General features: G+C 69.7%; 27 protein-coding genes and 1 tRNA gene. 11 read left to right on the top strand and 17 right to left on the bottom strand.

Annotated features, from left to right (window positions below; translation table 11 throughout):
• Positions 1-3 precede the first annotated feature (3 nt).
• Positions 4-558 carry a DUF5994 family protein gene (locus ACY0MR_RS19475; protein ID WP_473554368.1) on the bottom strand — a complete coding sequence of 185 codons (555 nt, stop codon included), beginning with the start codon at positions 556-558 and terminating at the stop codon, positions 4-6.
• A gap of 345 nt (positions 559-903) precedes the next feature.
• Here ACY0MR_RS19475 and ACY0MR_RS19480 point away from each other — a divergent pair, with 345 nt between their 5' ends.
• Together ACY0MR_RS19480 and ACY0MR_RS19485 are read left to right on the top strand one after the other, a co-directional pair.
• Positions 904-1,260, top strand: a complete 357-nt coding sequence (locus ACY0MR_RS19480) for a PRC-barrel domain-containing protein (protein ID WP_055642603.1) — start codon at positions 904-906, stop codon at positions 1,258-1,260.
• Positions 1,261-1,290: 30 nt separating this feature from the next.
• A complete protein-coding gene (locus ACY0MR_RS19485; protein ID WP_473554371.1) occupies positions 1,291-1,461 on the top strand; it encodes a hypothetical protein in 171 nt (56 codons plus the stop codon).
• A gap of 33 nt (positions 1,462-1,494) precedes the next feature.
• On the opposite strand, the gene ACY0MR_RS19490 is transcribed toward ACY0MR_RS19485, so the two are convergent.
• Positions 1,495-2,694: a PP2C family protein-serine/threonine phosphatase gene (locus ACY0MR_RS19490; protein ID WP_473554372.1), complete on the bottom strand. Its 1,200-nt coding sequence runs from the start codon at positions 2,692-2,694 to the stop codon at positions 1,495-1,497.
• A 546-nt stretch (positions 2,695-3,240) separates the two neighbouring features.
• On the opposite strand from ACY0MR_RS19490, the gene ACY0MR_RS19495 reads away from it, so the two are divergent.
• Complete coding sequence (locus ACY0MR_RS19495) at positions 3,241-3,999, top strand: hypothetical protein (protein WP_473554375.1); 759 nt, start codon at positions 3,241-3,243, stop codon at positions 3,997-3,999.
• Between the two features lie 50 nt (positions 4,000-4,049).
• Here ACY0MR_RS19495 and ACY0MR_RS19500 read toward each other — a convergent pair whose 3' ends face one another.
• Complete coding sequence (locus ACY0MR_RS19500) at positions 4,050-4,904, bottom strand: serine/threonine-protein kinase (protein ID WP_473554378.1); 855 nt, start codon at positions 4,902-4,904, stop codon at positions 4,050-4,052.
• A gap of 87 nt (positions 4,905-4,991) precedes the next feature.
• On the opposite strand from ACY0MR_RS19500, the gene ACY0MR_RS19505 reads away from it, so the two are divergent.
• Positions 4,992-6,248 carry an MFS transporter gene (locus tag ACY0MR_RS19505; protein ID WP_473554380.1) on the top strand — a complete coding sequence of 419 codons (1,257 nt, stop codon included), beginning with the start codon at positions 4,992-4,994 and terminating at the stop codon, positions 6,246-6,248.
• Positions 6,249-6,281: 33 nt separating this feature from the next.
• Here the strand turns inward: ACY0MR_RS19505 and ACY0MR_RS19510 are convergent, their stop codons facing one another.
• From ACY0MR_RS19510 to ACY0MR_RS19560, 11 genes are all read right to left on the bottom strand, one after another.
• On the bottom strand, positions 6,282-6,707 hold the full coding sequence (locus ACY0MR_RS19510; protein ID WP_341622932.1) for a hypothetical protein: 426 nt from the start codon (positions 6,705-6,707) through the stop codon (positions 6,282-6,284).
• Between the two features lie 44 nt (positions 6,708-6,751).
• Positions 6,752-7,432: a phytanoyl-CoA dioxygenase family protein gene (locus ACY0MR_RS19515; RefSeq protein WP_473554383.1), complete on the bottom strand. Its 681-nt coding sequence runs from the start codon at positions 7,430-7,432 to the stop codon at positions 6,752-6,754.
• Positions 7,429-7,986, bottom strand: a complete 558-nt coding sequence (locus ACY0MR_RS19520) for a hypothetical protein (protein WP_473554384.1) — start codon at positions 7,984-7,986, stop codon at positions 7,429-7,431. Before ACY0MR_RS19520 ends, ACY0MR_RS19515 begins: the two co-directional genes overlap by 4 nt.
• Positions 7,987-8,101: 115 nt before the next feature.
• Positions 8,102-8,317: a hypothetical protein gene (locus ACY0MR_RS19525; protein ID WP_473554386.1), complete on the bottom strand. Its 216-nt coding sequence runs from the start codon at positions 8,315-8,317 to the stop codon at positions 8,102-8,104.
• Positions 8,314-8,760: a hypothetical protein gene (locus tag ACY0MR_RS19530; RefSeq protein WP_473554389.1), complete on the bottom strand. Its 447-nt coding sequence runs from the start codon at positions 8,758-8,760 to the stop codon at positions 8,314-8,316. The genes ACY0MR_RS19525 and ACY0MR_RS19530 overlap by 4 nt, the downstream gene beginning before the upstream one ends.
• Positions 8,761-8,815: 55 nt before the next feature.
• Positions 8,816-10,045, bottom strand: coding sequence for a helix-turn-helix domain-containing protein (locus ACY0MR_RS19535; RefSeq protein WP_473554391.1), 1,230 nt, complete (start codon positions 10,043-10,045; stop codon positions 8,816-8,818).
• A gap of 300 nt (positions 10,046-10,345) precedes the next feature.
• A complete protein-coding gene (locus ACY0MR_RS19540; protein ID WP_473554394.1) occupies positions 10,346-11,215 on the bottom strand; it encodes a hypothetical protein in 870 nt (289 codons plus the stop codon).
• Positions 11,216-11,271: 56 nt separating this feature from the next.
• On the bottom strand, positions 11,272-12,930 hold the full coding sequence (locus tag ACY0MR_RS19545) for a relaxase/mobilization nuclease domain-containing protein (protein WP_473554396.1): 1,659 nt from the start codon (positions 12,928-12,930) through the stop codon (positions 11,272-11,274).
• Complete coding sequence (mobC, locus tag ACY0MR_RS19550) at positions 12,931-13,377, bottom strand: plasmid mobilization relaxosome protein MobC (RefSeq protein ID WP_473554399.1); 447 nt, start codon at positions 13,375-13,377, stop codon at positions 12,931-12,933.
• 269 nt (positions 13,378-13,646) lie between these two features.
• Positions 13,647-14,450 carry a DUF2637 domain-containing protein gene (locus ACY0MR_RS19555; protein ID WP_473554402.1) on the bottom strand — a complete coding sequence of 268 codons (804 nt, stop codon included), beginning with the start codon at positions 14,448-14,450 and terminating at the stop codon, positions 13,647-13,649.
• 187 nt (positions 14,451-14,637) lie between these two features.
• Positions 14,638-15,861, bottom strand: a complete 1,224-nt coding sequence (locus ACY0MR_RS19560) for a DUF3631 domain-containing protein (protein ID WP_473561850.1) — start codon at positions 15,859-15,861, stop codon at positions 14,638-14,640.
• Between the two features lie 298 nt (positions 15,862-16,159).
• Here ACY0MR_RS19560 and ACY0MR_RS19565 point away from each other — a divergent pair, with 298 nt between their 5' ends.
• From ACY0MR_RS19565 to ACY0MR_RS19585, 5 genes are all read left to right on the top strand, one after another.
• Entirely contained in the window at positions 16,160-16,654 is a 495-nt protein-coding gene (locus ACY0MR_RS19565; RefSeq protein ID WP_473554404.1) for a helix-turn-helix domain-containing protein, read from the top strand.
• 184 nt (positions 16,655-16,838) lie between these two features.
• A complete protein-coding gene (locus ACY0MR_RS19570) occupies positions 16,839-17,057 on the top strand; it encodes an excisionase family DNA-binding protein (protein ID WP_473561852.1) in 219 nt (72 codons plus the stop codon).
• Positions 17,057-18,208, top strand: a complete 1,152-nt coding sequence (locus tag ACY0MR_RS19575) for a tyrosine-type recombinase/integrase (RefSeq protein ID WP_473554407.1) — start codon at positions 17,057-17,059, stop codon at positions 18,206-18,208. Before ACY0MR_RS19570 ends, ACY0MR_RS19575 begins: the two co-directional genes overlap by 1 nt.
• A gap of 184 nt (positions 18,209-18,392) precedes the next feature.
• Positions 18,393-19,196, top strand: a complete 804-nt coding sequence (locus ACY0MR_RS19580; protein WP_473554409.1) for a hypothetical protein — start codon at positions 18,393-18,395, stop codon at positions 19,194-19,196.
• A complete protein-coding gene (locus ACY0MR_RS19585; protein ID WP_473554411.1) occupies positions 19,186-20,352 on the top strand; it encodes a helix-turn-helix domain-containing protein in 1,167 nt (388 codons plus the stop codon). The genes ACY0MR_RS19580 and ACY0MR_RS19585 overlap by 11 nt, the downstream gene beginning before the upstream one ends.
• Before the next feature lie 127 nt (positions 20,353-20,479).
• Here the strand turns inward: ACY0MR_RS19585 and ACY0MR_RS19590 are convergent, their stop codons facing one another.
• The 3 genes from ACY0MR_RS19590 to ACY0MR_RS19600 all read right to left on the bottom strand — a co-directional run bounded on the left by ACY0MR_RS19590 (position 20,480) and on the right by ACY0MR_RS19600 (position 22,058).
• Positions 20,480-20,977: a zinc finger domain-containing protein gene (locus tag ACY0MR_RS19590; RefSeq protein WP_473554414.1), complete on the bottom strand. Its 498-nt coding sequence runs from the start codon at positions 20,975-20,977 to the stop codon at positions 20,480-20,482.
• A 47-nt stretch (positions 20,978-21,024) separates the two neighbouring features.
• Complete coding sequence (locus tag ACY0MR_RS19595) at positions 21,025-21,765, bottom strand: hypothetical protein (RefSeq protein ID WP_473554416.1); 741 nt, start codon at positions 21,763-21,765, stop codon at positions 21,025-21,027.
• A 222-nt stretch (positions 21,766-21,987) separates the two neighbouring features.
• A tRNA-Gly gene (locus ACY0MR_RS19600) sits at positions 21,988-22,058 on the bottom strand.
• A gap of 400 nt (positions 22,059-22,458) precedes the next feature.
• On the opposite strand from ACY0MR_RS19600, the gene dcd reads away from it, so the two are divergent.
• The gene (gene dcd / locus ACY0MR_RS19605; RefSeq protein ID WP_017240230.1) at positions 22,459-23,034 is read left to right on the top strand and encodes a dCTP deaminase; all 576 of its coding nucleotides are present in this window, start codon (positions 22,459-22,461) and stop codon (positions 23,032-23,034) included.
• A 13-nt stretch (positions 23,035-23,047) separates the two neighbouring features.
• Complete coding sequence (locus ACY0MR_RS19610; RefSeq protein ID WP_015034639.1) at positions 23,048-23,545, top strand: phosphoribosyltransferase; 498 nt, start codon at positions 23,048-23,050, stop codon at positions 23,543-23,545.
• Positions 23,546-23,608: the final 63 nt, after the last annotated feature.

The following is a 23,608-nucleotide window of genomic DNA, read 5'->3' on the forward strand; positions in this document are numbered from 1 at the left end:
GGGTCACCTCCGCATGTTCCTCGGCATGGGGATCATCCGCGCGCCGATGAGCGGGTGTCGCAGCTTCGCCGGGGCGGCCCCGCCGTCGGTCTCCCAGGCGTCCTCGCTGCTTCGGGCGTCGCGCATGCGGCGGCCGGTCGCGGCCTCGTCGGACATCAGGGCACCGGCGGCCAGGACGCTGCCGGGTATGGCGGCGGCGGTCATGAGCCGGGCGGCTGCGGCGGGTTCGGTCTCGGGCGGGATCACCAGGAGATCGCAGCGGCCTACGGTGTAGGAGAGCAGGATCATCTTGTCGGGATCCTGTTCGGTGAACCAGCCGACGTGCACGGTGTGCCCGGTGACGGTGACCTTGTGCGGGACGACGGGCCAGCGGGTGGGGTTCACCGCGACGCGCGTGATGCGTCCGAAGTGCTCCTCCAGCGCGTCGACCAGGGAGGGAAGTTCGGCGGCCAGGTCATGCGAGCGAGGCCACCAGGCGCCGTCCAGGAGGCCGGCGAGTGTGGTCTTCGGTGTCAGTGAAAGGCGCGCCGAAAGCAGGGGTGCCACGGTGGTGGTCATGATCGCGGACCCGTCCCCGGGCCGCCCTGCAGGGCGGCCCAGTGTCTTGATCGCCGGAAACGACGTCCGCGTGGGAGCGGGTGTTCGAGTTACTCCCGGTATCTTCAGCGTACTCCGCGCCGGAACCGGACGAGCGGTTTCCGCCCGACCGATCTCCGACCGGGAACGCCCGCCGGCCGGTGGTCGCGGGCGTCACCGCGGGCACGCGGGTACCGTGAGAACCACGGCGGTGCGGTATCTCGTCGGCCGTGAGGTGTCTGCGGCGCCGCGCAGTCAGGCGAACCTGCCATGGTCGAGTCAGACGCCCCACCCCTCCGAAGCTCCTTCCGGACTAGAGGAGTCGGCATGATCCAGATGGCGGACATCCGTGAGTGGCGAACCCACGACGTGGTGGACGCGCGGGGCCACAGGATCGGAGAGCTGGAGGCGATCTACGTCGACACCAGCACCGACGAGCCGGCCATGGCCACGATTCGGGTCGGCCTGCCCACCCGGCACCGTCTGGTGTTCGTCCCCCTGGAAGGGGCGACGGTGGGGCCGGGCTATGTGAAGGTCGTCCACGACAAGGCGCTGGTGAGGCAAAGCCCTTCGATCGGCACCGACGACGTCCTTCCCGCAGGGGACGAGGAAGCGGTCTTCCGGCACTACGACCTTCCCTACGAGCCCGGGGCGAACGGTGAACGGCAGCTGGCCCGCCGCTGAGCCCCCCGACCGACCGAGGAGGTGGCCCTCGTGTCGCTCTTCCTGGCCCTGATCATCGTGGCGATCGTGCTGGGCATCATCGGCGTCGTGGCCGACGGACTGCTCTTCCTCCTGTTCATCGGCATCGTGCTGCTCGTGGCAGACCTCGTCTACCTCTCCCTGCGCACACGCCGCTCCGCTCGCCACCGCCCGCTCCGGTGACCCGAGGCACGGGGCGCACTCGTCCGGAAGCCGTCATCCGCGCCACTCGAACAGGACGAGCGTCGCGTCGTCCGAGGTGGTTCCGCCGCGTGCCCGCTTGAGGGTGTGGGAGAGGTCCCGTACCACTGCTCGGACCTCTCGGTCCGCCCGCTCCAGTTGGTTCACCCAGTCGATCAGCTGGTCCTCCCCGAACTCCTCCTGTCCGCTCTCGTGTTCCTCGACGAGCCCGTCGGTGAAGCAGAGGACGCGATCCCCCGCGTCGAGCGTCACTTCGCTGATCTGCGGCTGTGCTCCTCCGAAGCCGACGGGCAGGGTCGTGGGGCTGTCCAGGCGGCCTACGACGCGGTGGCTGCGGATCAGAAGGGGGGCGGGGTGCCCGGCGTTGACCCACTGGAGGCGGCCGGTGTTCGTGTCCAGCCGCATCATCTGCGCGGTCACGAAGTGGTCGGGGGCGAACTGCTCGGCAATGGCCCGGTCCATGAAGAGGTAGATCTCGGACAGCTCGATGCTGATCCGGCGGGCGTGCCGGTACGCGCCGATGGCCACGGTGGCCATCGTGGCCGCGTCCAGGCCATGGCCCATGGCATCGATCATGGCGAGGTGGAAGGTGTCCCCGTTCAGGGCGTAGTCGAAGCTGTCGCCCGCCACGTCGTAGGCGGGCTCCAGGACGCCGGCGACGGTGACGCGCGGCGTCACCATCGACAGCGGCGGCAGCAGCGACCACTGGATCTCGGCGGCGACGCTCATCGGTTCGCTGCGACGGGTACGGAAGAAGAGGTCGGTATGGCCGTTCTTGGTCTGCATCATGTCGGCGATCAGCTCGGCGATCCTGCGCAGCAGGCGGCGGTCGTCGTCATCGACGGCGTCCAGCGTGACCGCCAGAACGCCCGACTGGTCGCCCCCGTCCAGCAAGGGCAGCAGGACCCGTACGCCGTCGGCCAGCACGAGTTCCACCGGGCGCGAGGTGAGGAAGCACCGGCCCGCCTCGGAGCCGTCGATGACCTGCGGTTCCCCGCCCGCCAGCCCTTCACCCGGCAGGGGGACCAGCCTCTGCTGCCCGTAGTCCTGGAGCAGGATCTGCGGATCCCGGCCCCCCAGCCGCGCCACCGTGTCGGCGAGCACCGGCCCGACCAGATGCGGTGGCAGCTCGTGGGCCCGATCAAGGAGCCCGCCCAGCAGCCCCTCCCCGAAGCTCTCCGAGCGATCAGGATCACCGGCCGATCGGACTGTCATCCCGCTCCCTCCCACAGGGCGACGGACGGGCTGCGCAGCGCCTGGCCGTACCAGGGGCTGACGCAGGCCGGTGGCAGCCGGCGCCCGGCAGGCGCGGGGGCCGGGCCCGTTGGCGGCGGTCTCGCCATCAGGATGCTCCTCGGCGGCAGGGCACGCCACGCGACGACGAAGGCCCCGGTCACTGCCGGGGCCTTCGTTCAAGAGTGGATGACGGGAATCGAACCCGCGCCATACGCTTGGGAATCACCACCACCGAGGAAGATCATCTGTGGTCTGACCTGCGTAACCATGCTCCTATGTGATGCCTTCTGGCAGCGTGATGATGCCGGTGTTGACCCCTCTTTCCCGTACTGGTGGAGGGCACGGCTGGGGCGCGGGGCGAGCAGGGCTCTCTTGTCGCTCGACGCGGGATCGCTTGCTCGTCAGCGCTGACCTTGGAGTCGACCGCAATCAAGATCAAAGAATGCGTCGCTAGCTCTGCTGACTTCGATCTTCACTAGGGCGAGCATGGCCATACGAGGCGAATCTCCTCTGGGAGGTACGGCGGTGTCTGGTCTGACGAATGTCGAGTGCGGTCCGGACTGGGGCCTTCTTCGAGCGCACGATCTCTGGGCGCTGCCGGTCGAGGTACTGACCGAGGTCATGGAGGTCGGGGTGGTCGAGCTAGAGCTTCCACAGGGCTCCTCCGCCCTGCCGTTCCGGAAGGCGGGTGGCAGGTTGATCGCTGTCCAGAGTGGTCTGCCACCGGTCGAACGGGACCGCTTGGTTCGTGACCTGCTGTTCTCGTACCTCGCTGAGGCTGTCGGCTCGGGGAGACGGGCGTCCCGGTTCCGTGCGATGGACATCAGAGCGCTGTACGCCGGGAGCCAATGGGAGCCCATGGACGGCTGGCGGGATGACGAGGCGGTGATCGCTTCCCTGCGGTCCTTCGTCGGGGAACCGCTGGGCGGGGTCGCTGAGGACATCCCGGAAGGCGCGTACCCCCTGCCCGTAGAGGTGGGGGCCGTCATTGCCTTCGGCTACGACGAGGCAGGCAGGCGATGCCCGCTCGCCTGGGTGGATTCCCGGCTCCCCAGTGGGCTGAGGGCGGACCTGTGGGGCTTCAATGTGGCACTGATCGCCGAGGGGGATGTGGCGGAGAGCCAGGCGGATGCAGAAGGAATCCTCTACATCGGCAGACAACGTCGGCCTGTTAGGGGGCCAGGGCCTGCGCTGTTGGCGGCGCTGACAGTTCAGCGGTTCGGCCGCCGACCCCAGGACTGTGACTTTCCACTGCTCAGCCCGCCGGCGCAGAGGGGGGACTGAACGGGACCGACAGTGATCAGCTTGCCCTTCGGACGCTCAGGACGCCCATGTCAGAGCGAGCCATCCGGGATGAGTAGAGCAAGGTCATGGGCAGAGGGGCGCGCCTCGGCAGGTGCGGCCATGGCGGTCCGCAGGACGGAGAGCAAGGCGGGCCACTGTGGGGCGAGCGCCGGTGGGAGCTGACCACCGGCGATCAGCTGCCGGGCTCTGGGGCCTGTGATGGGGCCCTCGGCGTTGGCCGCGGCGGTGTAGTCGAACGGCCACCTGCCGGTGGCAGCACGCCAGAGGGTCGCTGCGAGTGTGTAGGTCTCTGTAGTCGGGGTGACCTTGACCGGGCGGTGGCCGGCTTCGATCTCGGCGGCCAGTTCGGGGGCCAGGAGGTGGGGAAGGCCGCCTTGGAAGGTCCTTGAGGGGGCGAGGCCGGGAGAGGCGGCCCAGGTGCAGTCGATGAGCTGGACGCCGGTCTTGGTGTGGATCGCGTGGTCGGGCTGGAGGTCGCCGTGGACCCAGCCCTGGCGGTGGAGGTCGGCGACGGCGTGGCACAGGTCGACTGCTGCCTCCCGCGCCTCCTCCGTGCCCTGATGGGTGGTGCGGACCGTGTGGAAGACGTCCCAAGTGGACGGGCCGTCGTGCCACGGGGTGATCAGCCAGGAGGTGGTCCTCGTGCTGCCGGAGGCGATGAGCGGGCTGTGGCCCGGCATGTGTTCGGCGACTGTGATCTCTCGGGAGGTGATCGGGGTGCCTTCGTCCTTGCCCGCCTTGAGGGCGACCGAGGCAACGGGGCCAGTGCCCTTCCAGACGGTGGAGCCGCGGCGGCTGCTGACGATCTCCCAGAGCACCGGTCGTCCGCAGTGGGATTCGACGGAGGCCATGGCCTCACTGGGAATCCTGATTTCTTCGGACATCGACTGACTCTCCTGTCGTGGTGCTCTAGGGTGACGTGCGTTCCCGGTGCTCTGTGGTGTCGCCGGGTTCTGTTCGTTCCTGGACCGGTGGTGATCTTGGGTTACGTGCGGCTGCTGCGGAGCCCCTCTGTGCTCACGCTGTGGGTGGGGCAGGCCCTGTCGGTCTTCGGGGACCGGCTGTACGCGATGGCGGTCATGTGGATCGCCTTCGAGGAGTCCGGGGCGTTCGCGATGGGCCTCGTGGCGATCGCCGAGTCCGTCCCGTACATCGTGCTCGGCACGGTCGGGCGCCGCCTCGTGGGCCGGTTCGGCTCGCTCAGGGCGCTGGCGGCGGTCGACGTCGTACGGGCCGGGCTGGTGGCCGTTCTTCCGTTGGCGTGGGCGCATCTCGGGCTGGTCGGGGCGCTCGCGCTGGTGCTCGTGGCCGGGTTCGCGGGGGCCGTGTTCGATCCGAACCTCGGTGCACTGACCCCCGAGCTTGTCGAGAAGCGGGACGTCCAGGCGGTCAGCGGGCTGATGGACCTGTCGGGCCGGATCGCGCGGATCGCCGGGCCCGGCGCGGCCGGGCTGCTGCTCGCGGTCATGCCGATGACCACTCTGTTCTGGCTGGATGGGGCCACCTTCCTCTTCTCCGCCGTCGCCCTCGCCGTCTTGGCCCGCCGCAGCCCAGTAGTGCGGCGGGACCGCGCTCAGGGGAAGGAAGCGGCCCCGGCCCAGGCCCGGATGCTGCTGCGCACGCGACCGGACACAGCCGTCGCCATCAGCATCCACGGCGTCGGCATCGCCGCCCACACCGTCGCCCTCGCGCTGCCGGCCTTCATCACGCTCCAGCTCGGCGCCGGCGCCGGGACGTACGGAGCCGCGCTCGCCGCCACGGGCGCTGGAGCCCTCGCGGCGAACGGTCTCGCCGGGAACCTCCGCCTGCCGCCCAACCTGCCGGCCTTCTACTGCCTGGCCTGGGCGGTATCCGGAGCGGCCCTCGCGGCGATCGCGCTCGCGGGGTCGGTCCCGGCCCTGCTGGCGCTGTCCGTCCTGCTGGGGGCGGTCAATCCGTTCGTCCAAGTCGCTCTCGTCACTCACCTGTCGGGCTTTCCTCCGGCCCACCGGCTGCGCCTGATGTCCGTGGACCTCACGGTCATCCGCACCGCCGGGACGGCCTCGATGCTGTTCGTGCCCGCGCTCGCCGCCGACCGTCCGAGCCTCGCGTTCGCCGTGGCCGGCCTCGGCCTGGTCGGCTTCGGGCTGCTCGGCGCGGTGATGGCCGCCCGCTGGGCTCCCGTCGGTTCCGGACCCGTCCAGGAGCCCGTCGGGACGGGCGCGAGCGAACGGGCCCGGGGCCGCTAGCTGCCCCGGGCCCGCTCACTCACCGGCCGGTCGTCAGGCGATCAGCCGCCAGTGGGAGACCTCGATGTTCTCCAGCGGGATCCCGAGGTCCTTGTAGATGCGCTGGTGCATGACGCCGAACCAGGCGTCCCGCCGGTCGGTGAAGAACTCCTCGTCGTACCAGGCGACGCCGAGGATGACCGTGCCGCCGCCGTTGGCGTTGTCCTGCTCGGCCTCGAAGTACGTGGCCTGCCAGTCCCAGAGCATCAGCTCGTCCGGGCGCTCGCGCAGCCGCCGGTCCGACTCCTCCAGCGCCTCGATGCAGCGGCGGGCGGTCGCCTCGTCCGGGCAGTAGTAGGTGCACTCGCTGCGGACGACAGGCTTCTTGTCGCCGCGGCGGGCGGCGTCGGTGTCCTCGCCGTTCAGAACGCGGACCCGCGCGGGCGCGTCCTGGGCGAGGAACTCCTTGAGGATGGTCACGGTCGTGCTCCCCTCTCGTGGATGGATCTCGTGGATGGGTGGAGCTACCAGCCGGTCCCGGAGACCGGGTACAGGCTGGGGTCTGAGCCGTCGCGGACCGTGTAGCCGCCGGGCGCGACGAAGCGGATGTTGAGGCCGATGCGGACGCCGGCCCCGGTGTTGGAGGCCGAGCCGTGGACGAGGCGGACGTCCATGAGGCAGCCGTCCCCAGCCTGCGAAGGCAGCGGCCGGGCCTCGGACGGGTCGACGCCGGCGATGCCGAGAGCCCGGCCGCGCACGGCTCCCGCGTTCGGCTCGGCGCCGTAAGCCAGGTAGCCGCAGCGCTGGGAACCGGGGAGGACGCGGAGGCAGCCGGTGGTCTCATCGGCGTCGGTCAGAGCCAGCCAGGCGGCGACCGAGCGACGCGGATCGAGCACGATCCGGTCATTGATGCCGTCCTGGTGCCACGGGACCTCGAAGGGCCGGCCGGGCCACTTGATCACCAGGAACGTGTTCTCCACGGCGATGTCCGGCCCGATGGCCCGGCGTACGGCGCTGAGAAGGGCCGGGGAGTGGACGGTGTGCCGGGCCCACTCGGCGGTCAGGTGCGGATTGCGGACGACTTCCGTGCCGTCGGCCCGGTAGCCGGCGGTCAGGTGGACGGCGCGGGCGGTGGCGGCGGCCCGCGTGGCCCAGCCCCTGACCCTGCGGACTCCGTCGGGGCCGAGCGGCCCAGGGCCGGTCACCGTGCCTCTCCCTGCTTGTCGGCCGGGGTGAGCCGCCCCAGCTGCCGTACGAAGTGGGTGGCGACCATCCACGGCATCCGCGGGTCGCTGAAGCGCAGCATCCGCTCGACCGGGGAGGCCAGGAGCCTCGGCGCCGGGTGGAGCGTTCCGTGGACCCCGACGATCTCGGCCTCGGCGGCGAAGAAGGCCCGGTGTCCGATGCCCGACCGGGGCGGGGCGGAGTGCCGGAGGCACACCGGCGGCTCGGTGGTCAGGGTGCCCTCGGGCCAGCCGTCCCACCGGTGAACGCTCGCCGGGAGCGGCAGCAGCCACAGGACGCCTGCGTTGGTCCGTACGGCTGGCACGGAGCAGTCCCGGCACAGCAGCCCCTCCATGGCCGCCCAGTCGGACACGGCATGTGCGTTGACCCTGCTCAGGAGTACGCCCTCGACCGAGCGGTCCTCGTCGCGCTCGTCGGCGTAGACGAGACCGCGCGGGGTGCGCAGGAGGAGCGGCTGCCCCAGGAGCCTGTCCGGCTCTCGGCCAGTAGTGGTCGGTTCTAGGGAGGTGGTCACTACCTTCACCGTTCGCGTGTCGGGAGTAAGAGGACGAGTACGGGACTGGTCGCCCTCCGCCGAGTGGTGCGGGAGCGGTGCTGGGAGGCTCCGGGTCTCCTCGACGGAGGGCCGTTCAGTGGCCGGTGGCGAGGGACGGCGGCACGGCGTCCGGCGTGGTCACGGCCACTCGGTGGCCGGCGGTGCCGAGAAGCTGGTCGGCGTGTGTACGCAACGCCCAGGCGGGACCGACCAGACCGGCGAAGGTGAGGAACGTCAGGGCGATTCGGCCGCTGCGATCCGCCCGTACGAAGGGCGTGGGGCGCGGGAAGCGATGGCGGGCCTTGCTCACGACTCCTCGCCGAGGACGTTCTCGTGCCTGTCGAGGAGGCGGCAGGTCTGCGCGTACAGCCGCTCGAACTCGACTGCGGTGAGGACGAGGGCCCCTTCGCGGGTGGATCCGTCCTCCAGGTGGAACTCCACGGGCACCGAGCCCTGGCGGGCGCGCGGGTCGTAGACCGCGTCACGGCCGGGCAGCAGAGTGGCGTGGGTGACCTGCGCCGGCACCGGGCGCAGCGTCGTGCCGTCCGCCGGCGCAGACCAGGCGGGGCCGCCGCCGGGCGGTCGCAGGTGATAGGTGGTGGCGGAGTCCTCGCCGGGGAGGGTGACCACGACGCCGACCCGGCCGCTACGGGCGGTGTCGGCGGCGAGGTCCCCGAGCTGGGGGAAGAAGGGAGCCGCTGTTCCTAACTCGGCTCCCTGGGAGGGGAGATGGGGAAGGCGTCGTCCGGTCATGCTCCGAAGTTAGGGACGGCCGTGCCCCCGAATATGAGCCGGAGGAATACGACCCCTATCCGTCCAGGTGGAAGCGGTCGGACATGCGCCGCAACTTCTCACGTGTGGCTGCCCGTTCGGCGTAGACGATGCTGCGCAGCGTGGAGCGGGCGATGGGGTGGTTCCTCACGAGCTGGGGTGCGATCCGCTCGGCGGTCTCCAGCTCGACGAGAGCCTGGCCCCGGTTGCCGTCCCACAGCCACGCCCGCGCGATGTCCATGTGGTGATGCCCCTGACGGGAGTTGGGCAGGGCGCCGACCAGCTCCGGGCTCGTGCGGCGGTTTATCTCCAGAGCCTTGCCCTGCTCGCCCATCTCCAGGGCCACGCTGATCGCGTGGATCTGCACGTTCCCGGCGGAGAACGTCAGCGAGTGCCGGTCGTACACCGGAGCCCCGACGTAGGCGTCCATCCGCTCGGCCGCGTCCTTCGCGTACCCGATCCGGTCCTCCGCCTCGGACGCGCGGCTCGCGCGGGCGGCCGAGACCGCCGCCCGGAGCTGGAGCGTACCCCAGGCCCGTACAGCCAGCGGGTCACCGTCCTCGTATGCCTGCTGCACCGACCCGATCGCCTTGTCCGAGAGCGTCAGCGCGTCTGCCCAGTCGGCCGTCGCCCACATGTCCCATACCCGCATCCAGTCCGCGACCGCCGGCAGTACCGGGTCCCCAGACAGACGGGCCGACCACGCCGCCCGCTCACAGGCCATCGCTACCAGCTCGGGGTGGCCGAGCGAGTGGGCGGCAGTGTGAGCGAACTTGCAGCACACGGCGTAGATCGCGTACGCCTCCTCCCGCTCGTGCCCCTCCGACACCTCCGCCAAGGCCCGCGCCTCGCGGAACAGGTCCGGCAGGACGCGGAGGATCGCCACGTTGGCAGCGGTGTCCCGGAGCCGGTGGAGCCGGGTCACCTCTCGCCACAACTGCGAGGTCGGCCGCGGCGTCCCGTCGAAGACCGGGGAGAGGTCGTAGCGGCGCAGTTCACGCAGGATCGACGAGGCGGCGACCTGCCACTGGTTGTCGTCGGGGGAGCTGCTGTACGGGCGCCCGATCAGGTCGTTCGGGTGGACGTGCAGCTCGGCGGCGACCTGGTTGAGCAGCCCGACACGGTCCAGCTCGATCAGGCCCCGCTCCATCTTGGACACCCAGCCCTGCGACTTGCCCAGCGCTGTCGCGAGGTCCGCCTGTGGCATCCCGAGACGCAGCCTCGCCCTGCGGACGCGCCGGCCGATCTCCTCGGCTTCCTCCAGCATCAGGACACCTCCCCAACCGTCGGACCTCCGCGCGGGGTGCGCCGGTCTGTCCGTACAGAGTTCGTCACCAGCACGGTACCGAGGACACCGCCTGCGCGTGAGGGAGTTGCCGGGCGGGGTGGACGCGCCATGCTTTCGACTCATCGGTGCCGCCTTGTTCCCTTGGGGAACGAGGCGGATGTCCAGTGAGGGAACGTCCACTCTCGGGACACGACGTGCGGCGGAGCTCTCCTCCGCAGGGTGATGACGACGCGGATCGGGCCCAGACCTCGTGGATCTGGGCCCGAGGAGCGATTCGTGTCAGCTGAGTGGGGTGAGGTGGGCGGCCAGTTCCTGGGCTTCGGGCGAGAGGCCGGCGTGGACTTCGCGGGCGAAGGCGGTGTCGGGGCGGGTTATGGCGGGCCGGATCGTGGTCCAGTGCTCGGCGGCCTGTTCGATGGCCTGCTGGGTGTGGTGGATGGCGGACCGGCGGTGGGTGAGGTACTGCTCGGCCTGCTGGTGGGCCTGGTGCCAGGTGATGTCTCCCTGCTCGGCGAGCCGGTTCAGGGGCGGGGTGGTGTGACCGTCGGCGAGACGGAGTTCGTCGGCCTCGGCGATCTGCTTTCGGATGCGGGTCTGTTCCTGTCGTTCCTCCAGCGTGGTGATGGCGTCGTCGAGGGTGAGGTGGCCTTCGGTGACCTGCTTGGCGAGGTCGGGGGCGTTCTCTGTGAGGTGGTCGCGCTTCTGCTGGAGGGCTTCGGCCTGTGCCTTGACTTCGCGAGCGATGTCGTAGGCGGCGTCAAGCGGGAAGGCGCCGATGCGTACCTGTTCGGCGAGGTGGGGGGAGTGCTGGAGGACGACCTTGGCGGCGGAGAGGCGGGTACGGCTGAGGCCGTGGGTCTTGGCCAGGCCGCGCAGGGAGTGTCCCGAAAAGGAACACGCCATGGCGGTGATCATCGCCTGCTGGCCCTTGGTGATGTGCCGGCGGACGACGTTGGCGGAGAAGATCAGCGCTCGCGGGTTGTCACCGGTGTAAGTGGTGAAACGGGGTTCGACACCGGCGATCTTGCAGGCGGCGAGCCGGTTGCGGCCGTCGAGGAGGACGCCGTCCGTGTCGAGGACGATGTCCTTGCGCAGGCCCTCGGTCTTGATGGACTCGGCAAGGTCGAGCAGCTCGTCGGGGTCGAGCATCGGGAAGATGTCGGCGGCGGGGTGGACCTTCAGGGGGTGCTCCTTGGGGGTGACGTTCAGCGCGTGCGGCGCTGCTGGCTGGTGGCGGTGTTGGTCGGGCGGTAGGTGGCCGACTGGGGTGCCGAGGCCCTGCTGGTGGTGGTGATGGCGGTCAGGTCGGCGAGGCGGTGGAGTCGCCAGGTGAGGACTTCGCTGACGCTGGTGGCGGTGTCGGTCTCCCGTCGGGCGGTGGCCTCGGTGAGGAGAGCGGCGGGCTTGTGGCCGGCGGCTTCGGCTCGGTCGAGGATGGCGGCGAGAGCAGGCCAGCCGGGCTCCGCGAGGATCTGGTCGGCCAGTTCGGGAAGGGCTCGGCGCAGGGTGAACTCCTGCCGCCGTCGCAGTGACTCGGCCAGCCGTGTTCCTCGCTGTCGGAGCGCGGCCAGTGGCTCGGTGGCCTGGGCCTGGTAGGCGGCGCGGAGGTGTGCGGCGGCCTGGCGGGCGGCTTCGGCCTGCTGGGTGTGGTCGCGGGTGCGGTGCCAGTGCTGGGTGGCGATGACCGCGAGCAGCAGGGCGTCGAGGACGGCCGCGAGGATGGCTCCGTCCTTCGGGGCGGGCTCACGCAGGATCGCCTTCACCGCCCGGCGGGTGCCCCGGGCCGCTTGGTGCTGGGCGCGGATACGGGACCGTGCAGCGCGCTCGAAGACCGTGGCGGCCTGGACGAGCTGCGGTCGGAGGCGGGCGGGGGCGACCAGAGGGAGCGCGTCGAGGGCTTCGGCGAGGACGGTGATGCGAGCCTGTCCGGCCTCGTCCTCGTCGTGCGCGAGGTGGTCGGGTGTCCGGTCGATGGCGATGGAGAGTCGTCGCCAGGCCGGGGCGATGGTCCGCTCCATCGGTGCGGTCTCGGTGGCCGTGAGGCGTGAGGCGATCTTGGGGTAGGAGAGGTCGGGGGCGAGGGTGGAGCCGGAGAACCACACCGGCTCGCCCTGGGCGTTGGTGTCGTCGTCGAGGGCGACCTTGTAGCCGCGGACGTCACCGGAAGGGAAGCACTGGACATCGATGAGAGCGCCGGCCCCTTCGACGAGCCGGAAGAACTCCTCGGTGGTCGTGGCTGCCGCGACGGCGGTGCGGACGATGGTGCGCAGGTGCTCACGGGAGGTCCGGGCGTTCCCCGCGCGGGCGGTCTTCTCCTGCTCGGCACGGGTGGGGCGCTTGGCTGCGGTGCGGTCTCCACGCGAGACCTGGCGGAGCCCGTACTCCTTCTCGATGGCGACGAGTTCCTTGTCGGCGCGCAGGAAGTCGTTCCAGTTCCGTGGCGGGCGGAGATCGCCTCGGACCTTGGTGGCGACGATGTGGATGTGGTCGTCGGCGTGGCGGACGGCGACCCAGCGGCAGGCGTCGGGGTCCCCGGCCGGGGCGATGCCGGTGGCGTCAAGGACACGGCGGGCGATGGCGGCCCACTCTTCGTCGGACATGTGGCGGTCTTCTGGGGCGGCGCGGATCGAGCAGTGCCAGACGTGGTTCTTCGGCGCCTTGTGGCCGGCCTGCTTGACCCGCAGGTCGAGGACGTCGGCGAGCTGGGCGAGGGTGGCGTCGGGGTCGCGGCTGGGGTCGGGGGCGAAGCCGTCGAAGGACGCGACGAGGTGGGGGTCGGTGTGCTCGTTGGCGCGGCCGGGTCCGTAGAGGTAGTTGAGGACGCCTCGGGTCTTGTGGCCGGGCTTGACGATGTTCGCGATCAATCAGGCCGCCCGATGGTTTGTGGCGGCCACATCCGCGGCGGTGTCGACCACGGTGATCGTTTGCTTCACCACAGCCACCAGCCGTCGGGCCTCTGCGAGCACGGCGGTGTCCACAGGGTGTGCATCGCCGCCGGCGTTGAGGCGGTGGGCGATCTGGTTCGCGTTCGTGCCGATCCTGGAGAGCTCGGTACGCAGGGCGGCGTACTCGTCGATCAGGTCGTCGTTGGGGGTGCGCTCGGCGGGCAGGGCGAGGTCGTCGCTCAGGTGGGCCATGACGATGGCGCCGACAAGGTGTGCGCCGGCCAGGCCGAGGCGACGGGCTTCGTCGACGATCGCCTGCTTCTCGGTGATGCTGTAACGGACGTCGACGCGCTCCTTACGCTGCACGTCCTGGCGGGCGCGACGGCGGGCGACACGGTGCAGCGCGGCTTCGTCGGCGGCGCGCACACCCCCAGTCCCCGGTGCGCCCTCGCGCCGGGGATCTGCCTCCACCACCCCTGGGGCGGAGGCTTCCGCGAGGGACCGGCCCTTGGACGGTCCAACGCCATACCTTGCTCCGCCCGGGGCTGGGTGGGTGGTCGACTGCTGGGCGGTGTGCAGGGAAGCGGTAGTGGGCTGTTCGGGCATGGGCGGACTCTCTGATCAGGCAGGGGAGGGTGCAAGCGGTACTCGCCCCGGAGGGTCCCGAGGCGAGCGGCCTGTCGGCGGAGCCGGGGCTACGCGGTGGCCTTGGTGGGCTGTCGGTCCAGCTCGGCCTGGAGCTCGGCCTTGGCCTCTTCGAGGCGTTCGCGTCCGCCGGGCCTGAGGCCCTGGGCGCGGATGGCTGTCTCCATGCGGCGGCGGGAGACGCGGCCGTCACGTCCCTGGGGAGCGGTGCGTCCGATGGCGATCACCTGCTCGTACGTGGCGATCGGCGGCTGGCCGCCGTCAGGGGCAGGCGGGGCCTCAGGCTCAGCCACTTGCTCGTCGGCGTCCTCAGCCACGTGTTCGGCGGGCACTGGCTCCTCTGTGGCTGCTGGTGTGCCGGGTTCCGGAGGCGTGGCCGCTGTGTTGCGGCGGATCTCAGGGGAGGGGTCTGCATGGGCGGGACGGCGCTGTACGAGGAGGTAGAGGTGGACGGCGCCGGCGAGGGCGAGCGGGGCGATGGCGGAGATGACGCCGACGGTGATGTCGTCGAGCGCGAGCCCGCCTCGCAGCGTCTGCTGGTTGAGGCGGACGGCGTGCAGGACGTTGGCCCAGATGCTGGTGGCGGTGGCGATGCCTACCAGGGCCGAGACGTACAGGCGGGGCCGTAGGGGCGCGGTGCGCAGGACGAGGAGGGCGCCGATGCCGATGGCGATGAAGCCGTCGATCACCAGGGGAAAGGCGTAGGTGAGGACTTGGTGGATGTGGCTGGCGGCGGCCATCTGGCGCAGGGCGTCGTACGAGAGCGCGAAGGCGGCCATGGCGAGGAGGGCGACGCCTGTGCGGATCAGGACCGGGAGGGAGGTGGGTGGGGCGGTGGTGCTGGGCGGGATCAAGGGAAGGTGCTCCGGAAGCTCGGGGAGGTGAGGCGGCCGGTGGCGGGTGCGACCCGTCGCCACTCGTCGCATGCCTGGTCAGCGCAGGTACGGGTGGGGGCGGTGACGTCGGGTCGACCCGTCACGGGCGGGTGACCCGTCCCGGCCCTGACCTGCGAGGGGACGGGTCGGGACGGGTGGTGCCGGGTCAGGCGCCGGTCGTGGGACCGGGCAGGAGCAGCGGCTCGGCGGCTGGTGCGGGCTCGGGGCAGTAGCGGGCCCAGGCGTCGGCGAACTGCTCGCGGGCGAAACCCCTGGCCTGGAAGCCGTCGGGGAAGCGGTGGCTGGACGCGCTGATCCCGTAGTCCTTCAGCAGGAGTTGTAGGCCGCGTGCGGTCAGGCCCTTGTCCTTGTACTCCGGCCAGGGCGATTCGGTGTCCTCGTTGAGGATGCCGAGCAGGCGGCCGGTACGGAGGAGGGCTGGGTTCCCCTCGGCGGCGAAGGCGCGGCGGACGTCGGCGAGGAGCCGGAGGTTCAGGGCGCTGTTGTCCTGGTCCTGTTCGGCCTCGTGCTTCGTCATCGCGAGGCAGGCAGCACGGGCGGCCTCGGACCAGGTGCCGCCGGCGAGGTCGGCGACGGCGACGAGAGGTTGCCAGGTATCGGCGGCCCGGTCCTCGACCGGCATGGGTGGGGTGAGGCCCATGGCCGTGTCGTGGAGCGGCCCGAGCCAGGCCACGAGCCGGTCCCGTACGGCGTGCAGGGCGGGGGTGTCCCGTACGGTGCGGAACTCGGCGACCTTCTCGCCGGGTCCCCGGCGCCGCATCCGGATGACGACCGACCGGTCCATGATCGTGTCCGGCAGGTCCCCGATCCCGGCGAGGGCCGCCATCGCGAAGGTGGGGAACTTCGACACCTCGTGGTTCGGTCCGGAGACCCGCAGAGTCGGGCGGTTGCGCTGGTGACCGGCGTTGAGCAGGCCGCGCATCTCCTCGTTCTTTTCCGCCACCTTCGCCGACCCGAAGAGGGTGTCGGCCTCGTCGACCAGCAGCGTCGGAGGCTTCTCGGTGATCGACCGGAAGACGGCGGCGGCCGAGGCGTTGACCGTGATGAGCGGGTCGTGGACGGTCTCGGTGACCACGTCCAGGAGCCGCGACTTGCCGCACCGCTTCGCCGGGCCGACGACGGCGAGGCGCGGCGCGTGCTGCCACGCCGTCTGGAGGTGGGTGGCCGCCACCCACAGCGTCACCGCTGTGAGTGCGTCTTCGCTCGGCAGCACCACGTACCGCCGGAACTGTATCCGCAGGTCGGACAGGACCTGCTCGCCCTCGGACGGCGGAACGGGCTCCGGCTCAGGTGCAGTGGGCTGGCCGGGGCTGGCGACCGGCGGCCACGCGACGGGAAGCGATGGCGTCTTCGGGGTGGCTTCGTCCATACTGGACATCGAGCTCCTCAATCTGCGGGCCATACGGGACGGCAATCCCGGCTCTGCAGCTAGTCGTTCAGGGATGGGCGGCGTGAGGTTTGCGCTTTGAGCCCCTCGGTGTCTTCAGCACCGGGGGGCTTTCTGTGTGTCGGGCTAGGTGATGGCGGTCTCCAGCGGATCGCAGCGGTGCGGCACGTCTATCACTATGCACTACGCAGAGGTGCTTTGCAAGCAGCAGAGGATGATGTACTGTCTTTACTGGCCCTGCGGACTGCAGCGGCACGCTGCGACAGGAAGGAGGGAGCCGATGTCGGACGACGAGCACGATGAGGCGCCGGAAGGCGTCCTGCTCAAAGGCGAGGACAACGCCGCCAAGCGGATCAAGGCCGAGCGCGAGAACCGTGGCTGGAGCACCACCACGCTCTCCGAACGTCTCAACGAGGCCGGCTACGAGATGAACCCGTCAGCGGTCTGGCGGATCGAGAACGGCAAGCGCCGCATCAACCTCGACGAGGCCATCGGCTTCGCCGAGGTCTTCGGGGTCTCGCTGTCCAACCTCGTCGGCCCGCCGGCCCTGGCCGCCGCCGGCCGCGCCATGGAGCTGATCGACACCGTCGTGGCCGCCAACCTGGCCGCCCAGAGAGCCCAGCACGCGTGGCGCCGGGCGACCAACGCCCTGGCCGCCTACCTCGACGAGCACCCGGACATCCGCGAGGAGGCCGACGTGATGGTCAGCAACGCCATCGCGGAGAACACCATGAAGATCAACCAGGAGGAGTTCGGGCCGCCGCCCCAGCCGTAGCCCGCTCCTCCGGCCGCCCTGGACCGCAAACCCTAGGCCCCGGCCAGCCACACCCGCCCATCCCATCCCTGAACGACCAGGCCCGGCCGGGGTTGCCGCCCCATCAGCCGAGGCCAGGAGAGGACCCTGCTTGCGCCAGACGGCGATACCCCATGCCTCCGCCCACCCCCGCACGGCGAAGGAGGTGAACAGCGACGACCGCCTGCTCACGGTCGACGAGGCCGCCGAACGCCTCGGCACCGGCGTCCGCTTCATCCGTCGGCTCATCCAGGAACGCCGGATCCGCTACGTCAAGCTCGGCAAGCACGTCCGCATCGCCGACAGCGTGCTGACCACGTACGTAGAGGAGCGCACCGTCCCCACGCTCCGCGAAGCCCGCTCCCGCTTCGGGAAGGCGGCCTGATGGCGGCCCGCAAACCGCAGCGGCGGCGCGAGTTCGGTAGCGTCCGGCAGCTTCCCTCCGGCCGCTGGCAGGCCCGCTACTGGGCACCGGACGGTGCACGGCGCACAGCACCCGAGACCTTCGCGACGAAGACGGATGCCCAGGACTGGCTCGTCCTCACGCAGGCCGACATCCAGCGCAACGTCTGGGTGGACCCGGAGGCCGGAGCGGTCAACTTTCAGGAGTACGCCTTGAAGTGGGTGGCGGAGCGCGGCCTGTCCGCCACCACGGACGAGCTGTACCGTCGCCTGCTGCGGCTGCACCTCCTGCCCTTCTTCGGGGACGCGGACCTCGACACGATCACCCCGCCGACGGTGCGGACCTGGCGCGCGGAGCGCCTGGCCGCCACCGGAGCCACGACCGTCGCCAAGTCCTACCGCCTCCTCAAGGCGATCATGGAGACGGCGGCGGACGACGAGCTGATCCGCCGCAACCCGTGCCGGATCAGGGGAGCGGGAACCGAAAGGGCGAAGGAACGCTCGACGGCCACGGTCGAGCAGGTCGACGCCCTTGCCGAGGTCATAGGCATCCGCTGGCGCCTGATGGTGTACCTCGGCGCCTACGGCCCGATGCGCCCGGAAGAGTTGGCGGCCTTGCGCCGGACCTCGATCACCCTCGACCCCTTGGCCGTACGGGTCACGGAGGCCGCCCCGGAGTTGAACACCGGCCGCCGTGCCGAGGGCGACACCAAGTCCGCGGCTGGCGTCCGGACCATCCACCTGCCGGCCTTCCTCTCCATCGAGGTCAAGCGGCACCTGGACTGGTTCGCCGAGAAGGAGCCTGATGGGCTGCTCTTCGTGGGGGAGAAGGGAGCGCCCTTCCGACGGACCACCTTCGGCCGGAAGTGGGCGAAGGCCCGCGCGGCGGTGGGCCTGCCCAAGGACTTCCGCTTCTACGACCTCCGGCACACGGGCCACACCCTCTCCACCCAGTCCGGCGCCACGCTCAAGGACACGATGGTCCGCGCCGGCCAGTCCTCGGAGAAGGCCGCGATGATCTATCAGCACTCCGACGACGCCCGCCAGCAGGAGGTCGCCGGAGGCATCGACGCCAAGGTCCGTGGCGCTCGACAGCGGGCGGCCGTCAAGCCGCCTCTGACGCGCGAAGCCTGAGGGGGCCGGTGGGCGTGCGGCGCTGAGCCGCACGCCCACCGAGCCACACGAGCTGGAGGTCGTGGTTGGAGTGGCGGCGACTTGTCGCCGAGAAGTAGCAGATATGCAAGAAAAGCGAGATCAACTAAAGTTTCTGCGGTAGCCTCCTTCAAGGAACGCAAGCTGTCGTGGATCGGAGTTGTGCGTGGACGCGAACGTCGACGGGCCGTTGCCGGCCTGGGCCAGTACTCGCTTCGGGGAAGATGTCGCTGGCCTTCGACTGGCGATCCAGATGGGGCTTCTCGACACCGAGTCGGCGATGCTCGAGTCACACGTGGCAGGTCGCTCCAAGCACAAGTTCGCCGCAGGAGCGGCGCGCATGACCAATCAGTACGACCGGATCGCCGAGCACGTGCTTGACCTCGGCATCCCGGGCACTGAGCTGATCAAGCCGGGCACCTTCTACGAACTCGTGTTGGTGCACAACACCCTCCTCTGCCCCTACCGGGTGGAGTCGGTCGACGGCTTCGAGCCGAGTGACAAGTGGCCGAAGAAGCTGTCGCGCGTGATGCGGGAACTGTTCGCGGTCACTGACGCGCCGAGGCCACGCTGGGTCGCCGATCCGCTGTTGAAGGTGGAAGGCGAGGAGCTCGTGCTCCGGCGATCCCTGGCCGATCTGGCCGAGCGGGACCCGCGCCCCGGCTTGGTCCTCATCCCGTACGAGATGAACATGAGCGGCCTGCAACGAGCCTGGTGGGGACAGGCTAATCTCCTGGACGAGGCCGGAAACCTTCAGTGGGTGACCGAGAAGTCCCTCCTCACGACTGGTGCCGAGAGCCGTCTCTACGTTGTGCCGGACCAGCGTGCGGGGGATGACTTCGCCTCTGGTGATCTTCCCGAGGTGACGCTGTCCACGCGCAGCGAGGCTGCCCGTGCCATGGGAACTCCGCCACAGAGTGAGACCGAGTACGACGCGTTCGTGAGCGCTGCTGAGGACAATGAAGATTGAGCAACCAATACTCCCAGGGACGAGCCTGGGCGGTACGTCGCCGAGAGCGGTCTGGGACGGCTTCCACGCTCCCCGACTGACACAGGCGCGACGTCTCGCCGGGCTCACGAAGCGCGAGGTCGCAGACGGTATCGGGGTGTCTGCGGCTGCTGTCGGCCAGTACGAGGCGGGCACCAACCGCCCCCGCCCTGAACTGATTCCTCGGCTCGCTGAAGTGTTGGACGTGCCGATTCAGTTCTTCGTCGCCGGCCGGCCGATGGGCAAGGTCGATACCTCCATGGCGCACTTCCGGGCCCTGCGTTCCACCTCTGGGGCCCAGCGAGAACGAGCCCTCGGATTCGTCGAGCAGGTATGGGAACTCACCCATGCTCTGGAGAAGCGGGTGCAGCTTCCCCCCGTGAACCTTCCGGGTTTCACGGGTGGCGAGGTGTACCCCGGGATCGATCTGCCTGACGATCCCGTGGGCGCTGCGCGAGCGCTCCGGCGTCATTGGGGACTGGGTGACGGGCCTGTGCGCCACCTGGCACGTCGGATGGAGTCACACGGCCTCATTGTGGTGGCACCTGTAGAGGCCGACGAGGCGGCGTCCAAGGTCGACGCCTTCTCCAGCTCGGGCCTGCTGCGGCCTGTCGTCGTGCTCACGCCCAATCGGGCTGATGATGTCTACCGTTATCGCTTCAGCGCGGCCCACGAACTTGGGCACCTGGTTCTCCACGCAGGTGCCACCGGTGACAGCCGTCTGGAACGGGAGGCAGACGCTTTTGCCGCCGAGTTCCTCACCCCTCAGAAATCGATCCTTCCTCTGCTGTCGCGGCGGGTGGACCTGGCGCAGCTGGCCGGTCTGTCCCAGACCTGGGGCGTGTCGGTGAGTTCGCTCATCTACCGGTACCGGGAACTCGGGCTCGTTTCAGACGCGACGATCAGCCGCGCGTACCAGCGACTTCGGGGCCTCAGCGGACAGCCGGGCTTCGCCCCGGAATCCGTCCGCGGATACCCGGGGGAACAGCCCGTGATGCTTCGCAAGGCATTCGAGCTGGCGGAACAGGACACTGGACTGACGATCCGCGCGCTTGCTGCGGAACTTGCTTGGAAGCCTGCGAGGGTGCGTGAGCTGCTGGGGATGCCGGACAGCCGCCCTGTGCTGAGACTTGTCTGACGAGTCGCTGGGGAGGTGAAGGACTCGCCGTTCCTCTCCCCAGCGACTGCTACCAGCCTGCTAGTTCGACGGGTATGGATCTGTGGGTGGGGACGCTGCTTAACGTCCCAGCATCATCCAGTGGCTTTCAGCGCAGACCGTACGCGTGGTTGTAGGGGGCCCGGGCATCGGTGGCCCGGAGGAAGTGCGGCTCCTTCTTGGGCCTGCCGCCAGCCGTCCTGCAGGCTACTCCGATCGAAGCGCCGCAATCGCGGCACTCCCAGTCCAGGGCTTCCGCCAGCCCTTGCTGCTCGATCTCGGCCATCACAGCCCTGCGCTGGTTCCACCAGGCTTCCCTCTCGTGGCCCGTTGCAGGCGGCTGCGATTCCTGCCGAAGACGGAATGAACGCTGGCGTTCGGGGTCTGCGAGAGGTCCCGACAGGGTCTTGGTGACAACGGCAGTCTCGGCGGCTGCTTCACCGGCTTCCAGCTCTGCCTTCAAACCGTCAATCTGCTGAAGCAGGTGCCGCTCGAAGTCGTCCAGCGTTGCCCCTGGATGTGTCTCTGAGAAAACCTGGGTCTCCAGGTAGAAGCGGCAAAGAGCGTTGAGCTGGGAACGCGCCCTGTGGTTGGTGAACTCACGCATTGTGGTCCTGTTCGTCCTCTCTTCTGGTGTGGCCGTACGGGGCGGGCTCAGAGGTGCTGAGTGAATGTGGTCTCCAGGCGCTTGACGGCGTCTTCGTGGGCCCTCAGATGCGGCTGCATCACCCATACGTCCTCACGGAAGGGCTCGAACCCCAAGGATCGCCAAGTGCGTTGCACCACAGCCTTCTCCCGCGCCTCCCGGGCTGTGTCCTCCCGTTCGTCGACAGGGATGTCGATCGGGTACGGATGTGTCGCCACGAGCGCCGCTCGGACGGCCACCCAGCGGAGCAGGCGGCCGATCAGTAGCCGGCCTGCCCCGCTCAGCCCACGCCAAGCAGGCGCGATCCGCACCCGGTCGATGATGACGACCTGGTCGCCGCTCACCAGGCACTCCTCCAGATCGGAGTGCAGGCCGAGATCCCCCGACTTGTCGAAGAGCGGTGCGAAGTGCTCGTAGTCGGCGTCGCGCGAGTCCAGCGACTCGTAGACGTTCCGGATGCGCCACAGGTCCAGCGTGAGGCCGGACATGGTGAGGATCGTCAACTCCTCGCGCTCACTCCGGGATGACTGGGCCAGCGATATGCCAGGGGCCAGAAGCCGAGCGTTGTCGGCCATGGCCTCCTCGTCGTCCGACTCCCACAGGGGCAGGACAGCGCGGCAGCGCCATTGCAGTGTTGCGGGATCGTCGTGGGCATCGGATGCGACCAGGGAAGCGGACGAGTCGAAACGTAACTCCAGACGATTCAGATACGTCAGGAGGTCCGCCCCGGAGGGTGCGGCGTCGGTCATGAGGCCACACGCTAGCCACCCGGTCCGCCGCGTAGGGGGCGATTCCCAAGACAGGCGGCGACCCTCTCGGCAGGCACTCCGGCGCAGGTGGTGCGAGATGGTGCGCACGTGCCCTCCGAACAGGGCATTCGTGTGAGATGGGGCATGCGGAGGGCACGGCAGCCGTTGCGAGGTCTAGACAACGACGAAGGCCCTGGTCACTGACCAGGGCCTTCTCTCAAGAGCGGATGACGGGAATCGAACCCGCGCTATAAGCTTGGGAAGCTCATGTTCTACCATTAAACTACATCCGCACAGCGGGCCGGTGAACGGTGCCGCATCGTTGCACACTGTACCCCATGGCCCACCCCCGGCGGAGCTTCGGGGTTTCGTGGCGGAGTGCCGCCTGCGAGGTGTCCCGTTCATCCCCTAATGTGGCTTCCCGTCCACCGCATGTGTAGGGGAAGGGACTTGATGGGTCCTATGGAGCGCACCGTCGTCCGTTGTGCCGAAGGGCATGTGTTCAGTACCGCCTCGTTCCCGCTGCAGCAGCTCGGGGCCGGGCGGATCGGGCCGGGGCGGCTCATCCGGTGTCCGCGGTGTGCGCGGCTGCGGCACGCGGTACCGGTGGAGACCGGACGGCGCTGACCGGCGCCCGGGGCGCGGACGCCTGCCGATTGGGGCAGGTCCGCGCCCTCTGCGTATCGTGGGGGCGTGCTTCTCTCAGACAAGGACATCCGGGCCGAGATCGACGCCGGCCGGGTGCGCATCGACCCGTACGACGAATCCATGGTGCAGCCCTCGAGCATCGACGTGCGGCTCGACCGCTTCTTCCGGGTGTTCGAGAACCACCGCTACCCCCACATCGACCCCGCCGTCGAGCAGCTCGACCTGACCCGTGAGGTCGAGCCGGAGGGTGACGAGGCCTTCATCCTCCACCCCGGCGAGTTCGTGCTCGCCTCGACCTACGAGGTCATCACCCTCCCGGACGACATCGCGTCCCGTCTGGAGGGGAAGAGCTCCCTCGGGCGGCTCGGGCTCGTGACGCACTCGACCGCCGGTTTCATCGACCCGGGCTTCTCCGGGCACGTGACCCTGGAGCTGTCGAACCTCGCCACCCTGCCGATCAAGCTCTGGCCGGGTATGAAGATCGGGCAGCTGTGCATGTTCCGGCTGAGCTCGCCCGCCGAGTTCCCGTACGGGAGCGAGCGGTACGGCTCCCGGTACCAGGGCCAGCGGGGGCCGACGGCCTCCCGCTCCTTCATGAACTTCCATCGGACCCAGGTGTGAGGCGGTCGCAGGCATGAGTGAAGTACGCGAGAACCTGACGTACGAGGGATTCGGGCGGGCCGTCCGCGAGCTGGCGCAGACCATCGCCGACGACGGCTACGAGCCCGACATCGTGCTCTCCATCGCCCGCGGCGGCGTCTTCGTCGCCGGCGGCCTGGCCTACGCCCTGGACTGCAAGAACATCCACCTCGTGAACGTGGAGTTCTACACCGGCGTGGGCACCACCCTGGAGATGCCGGTCATGCTGGCGCCCGTCCCCGACGCGATCGACTTCAGCGACAAGAAGGTGCTGATCACCGACGACGTCGCCGACACCGGCAAGACCCTCAAGCTGGTCCACGACTTCTGCGTGGACCACGTCGCCGAGGTCCGCTCCGCCGTCGTCTACGAGAAGTCCCACTCCCTCGTGAAGTGCGAGTACGTGTGGAAGAAGACCGACGAGTGGATCAACTTCCCCTGGTCGGTCGAGCCGCCCGTCGTCAAGCGCGAGGGCCAGGTCCTCGACGCCTGACCCCGTGCGGCCCGCGCGCCGCGCCCGTACGCGAGGAGGCCCCCACCGCATGCGGTGGGGGCC

Source organism: Streptomyces sp. JN8 (assembly GCF_055808075.1).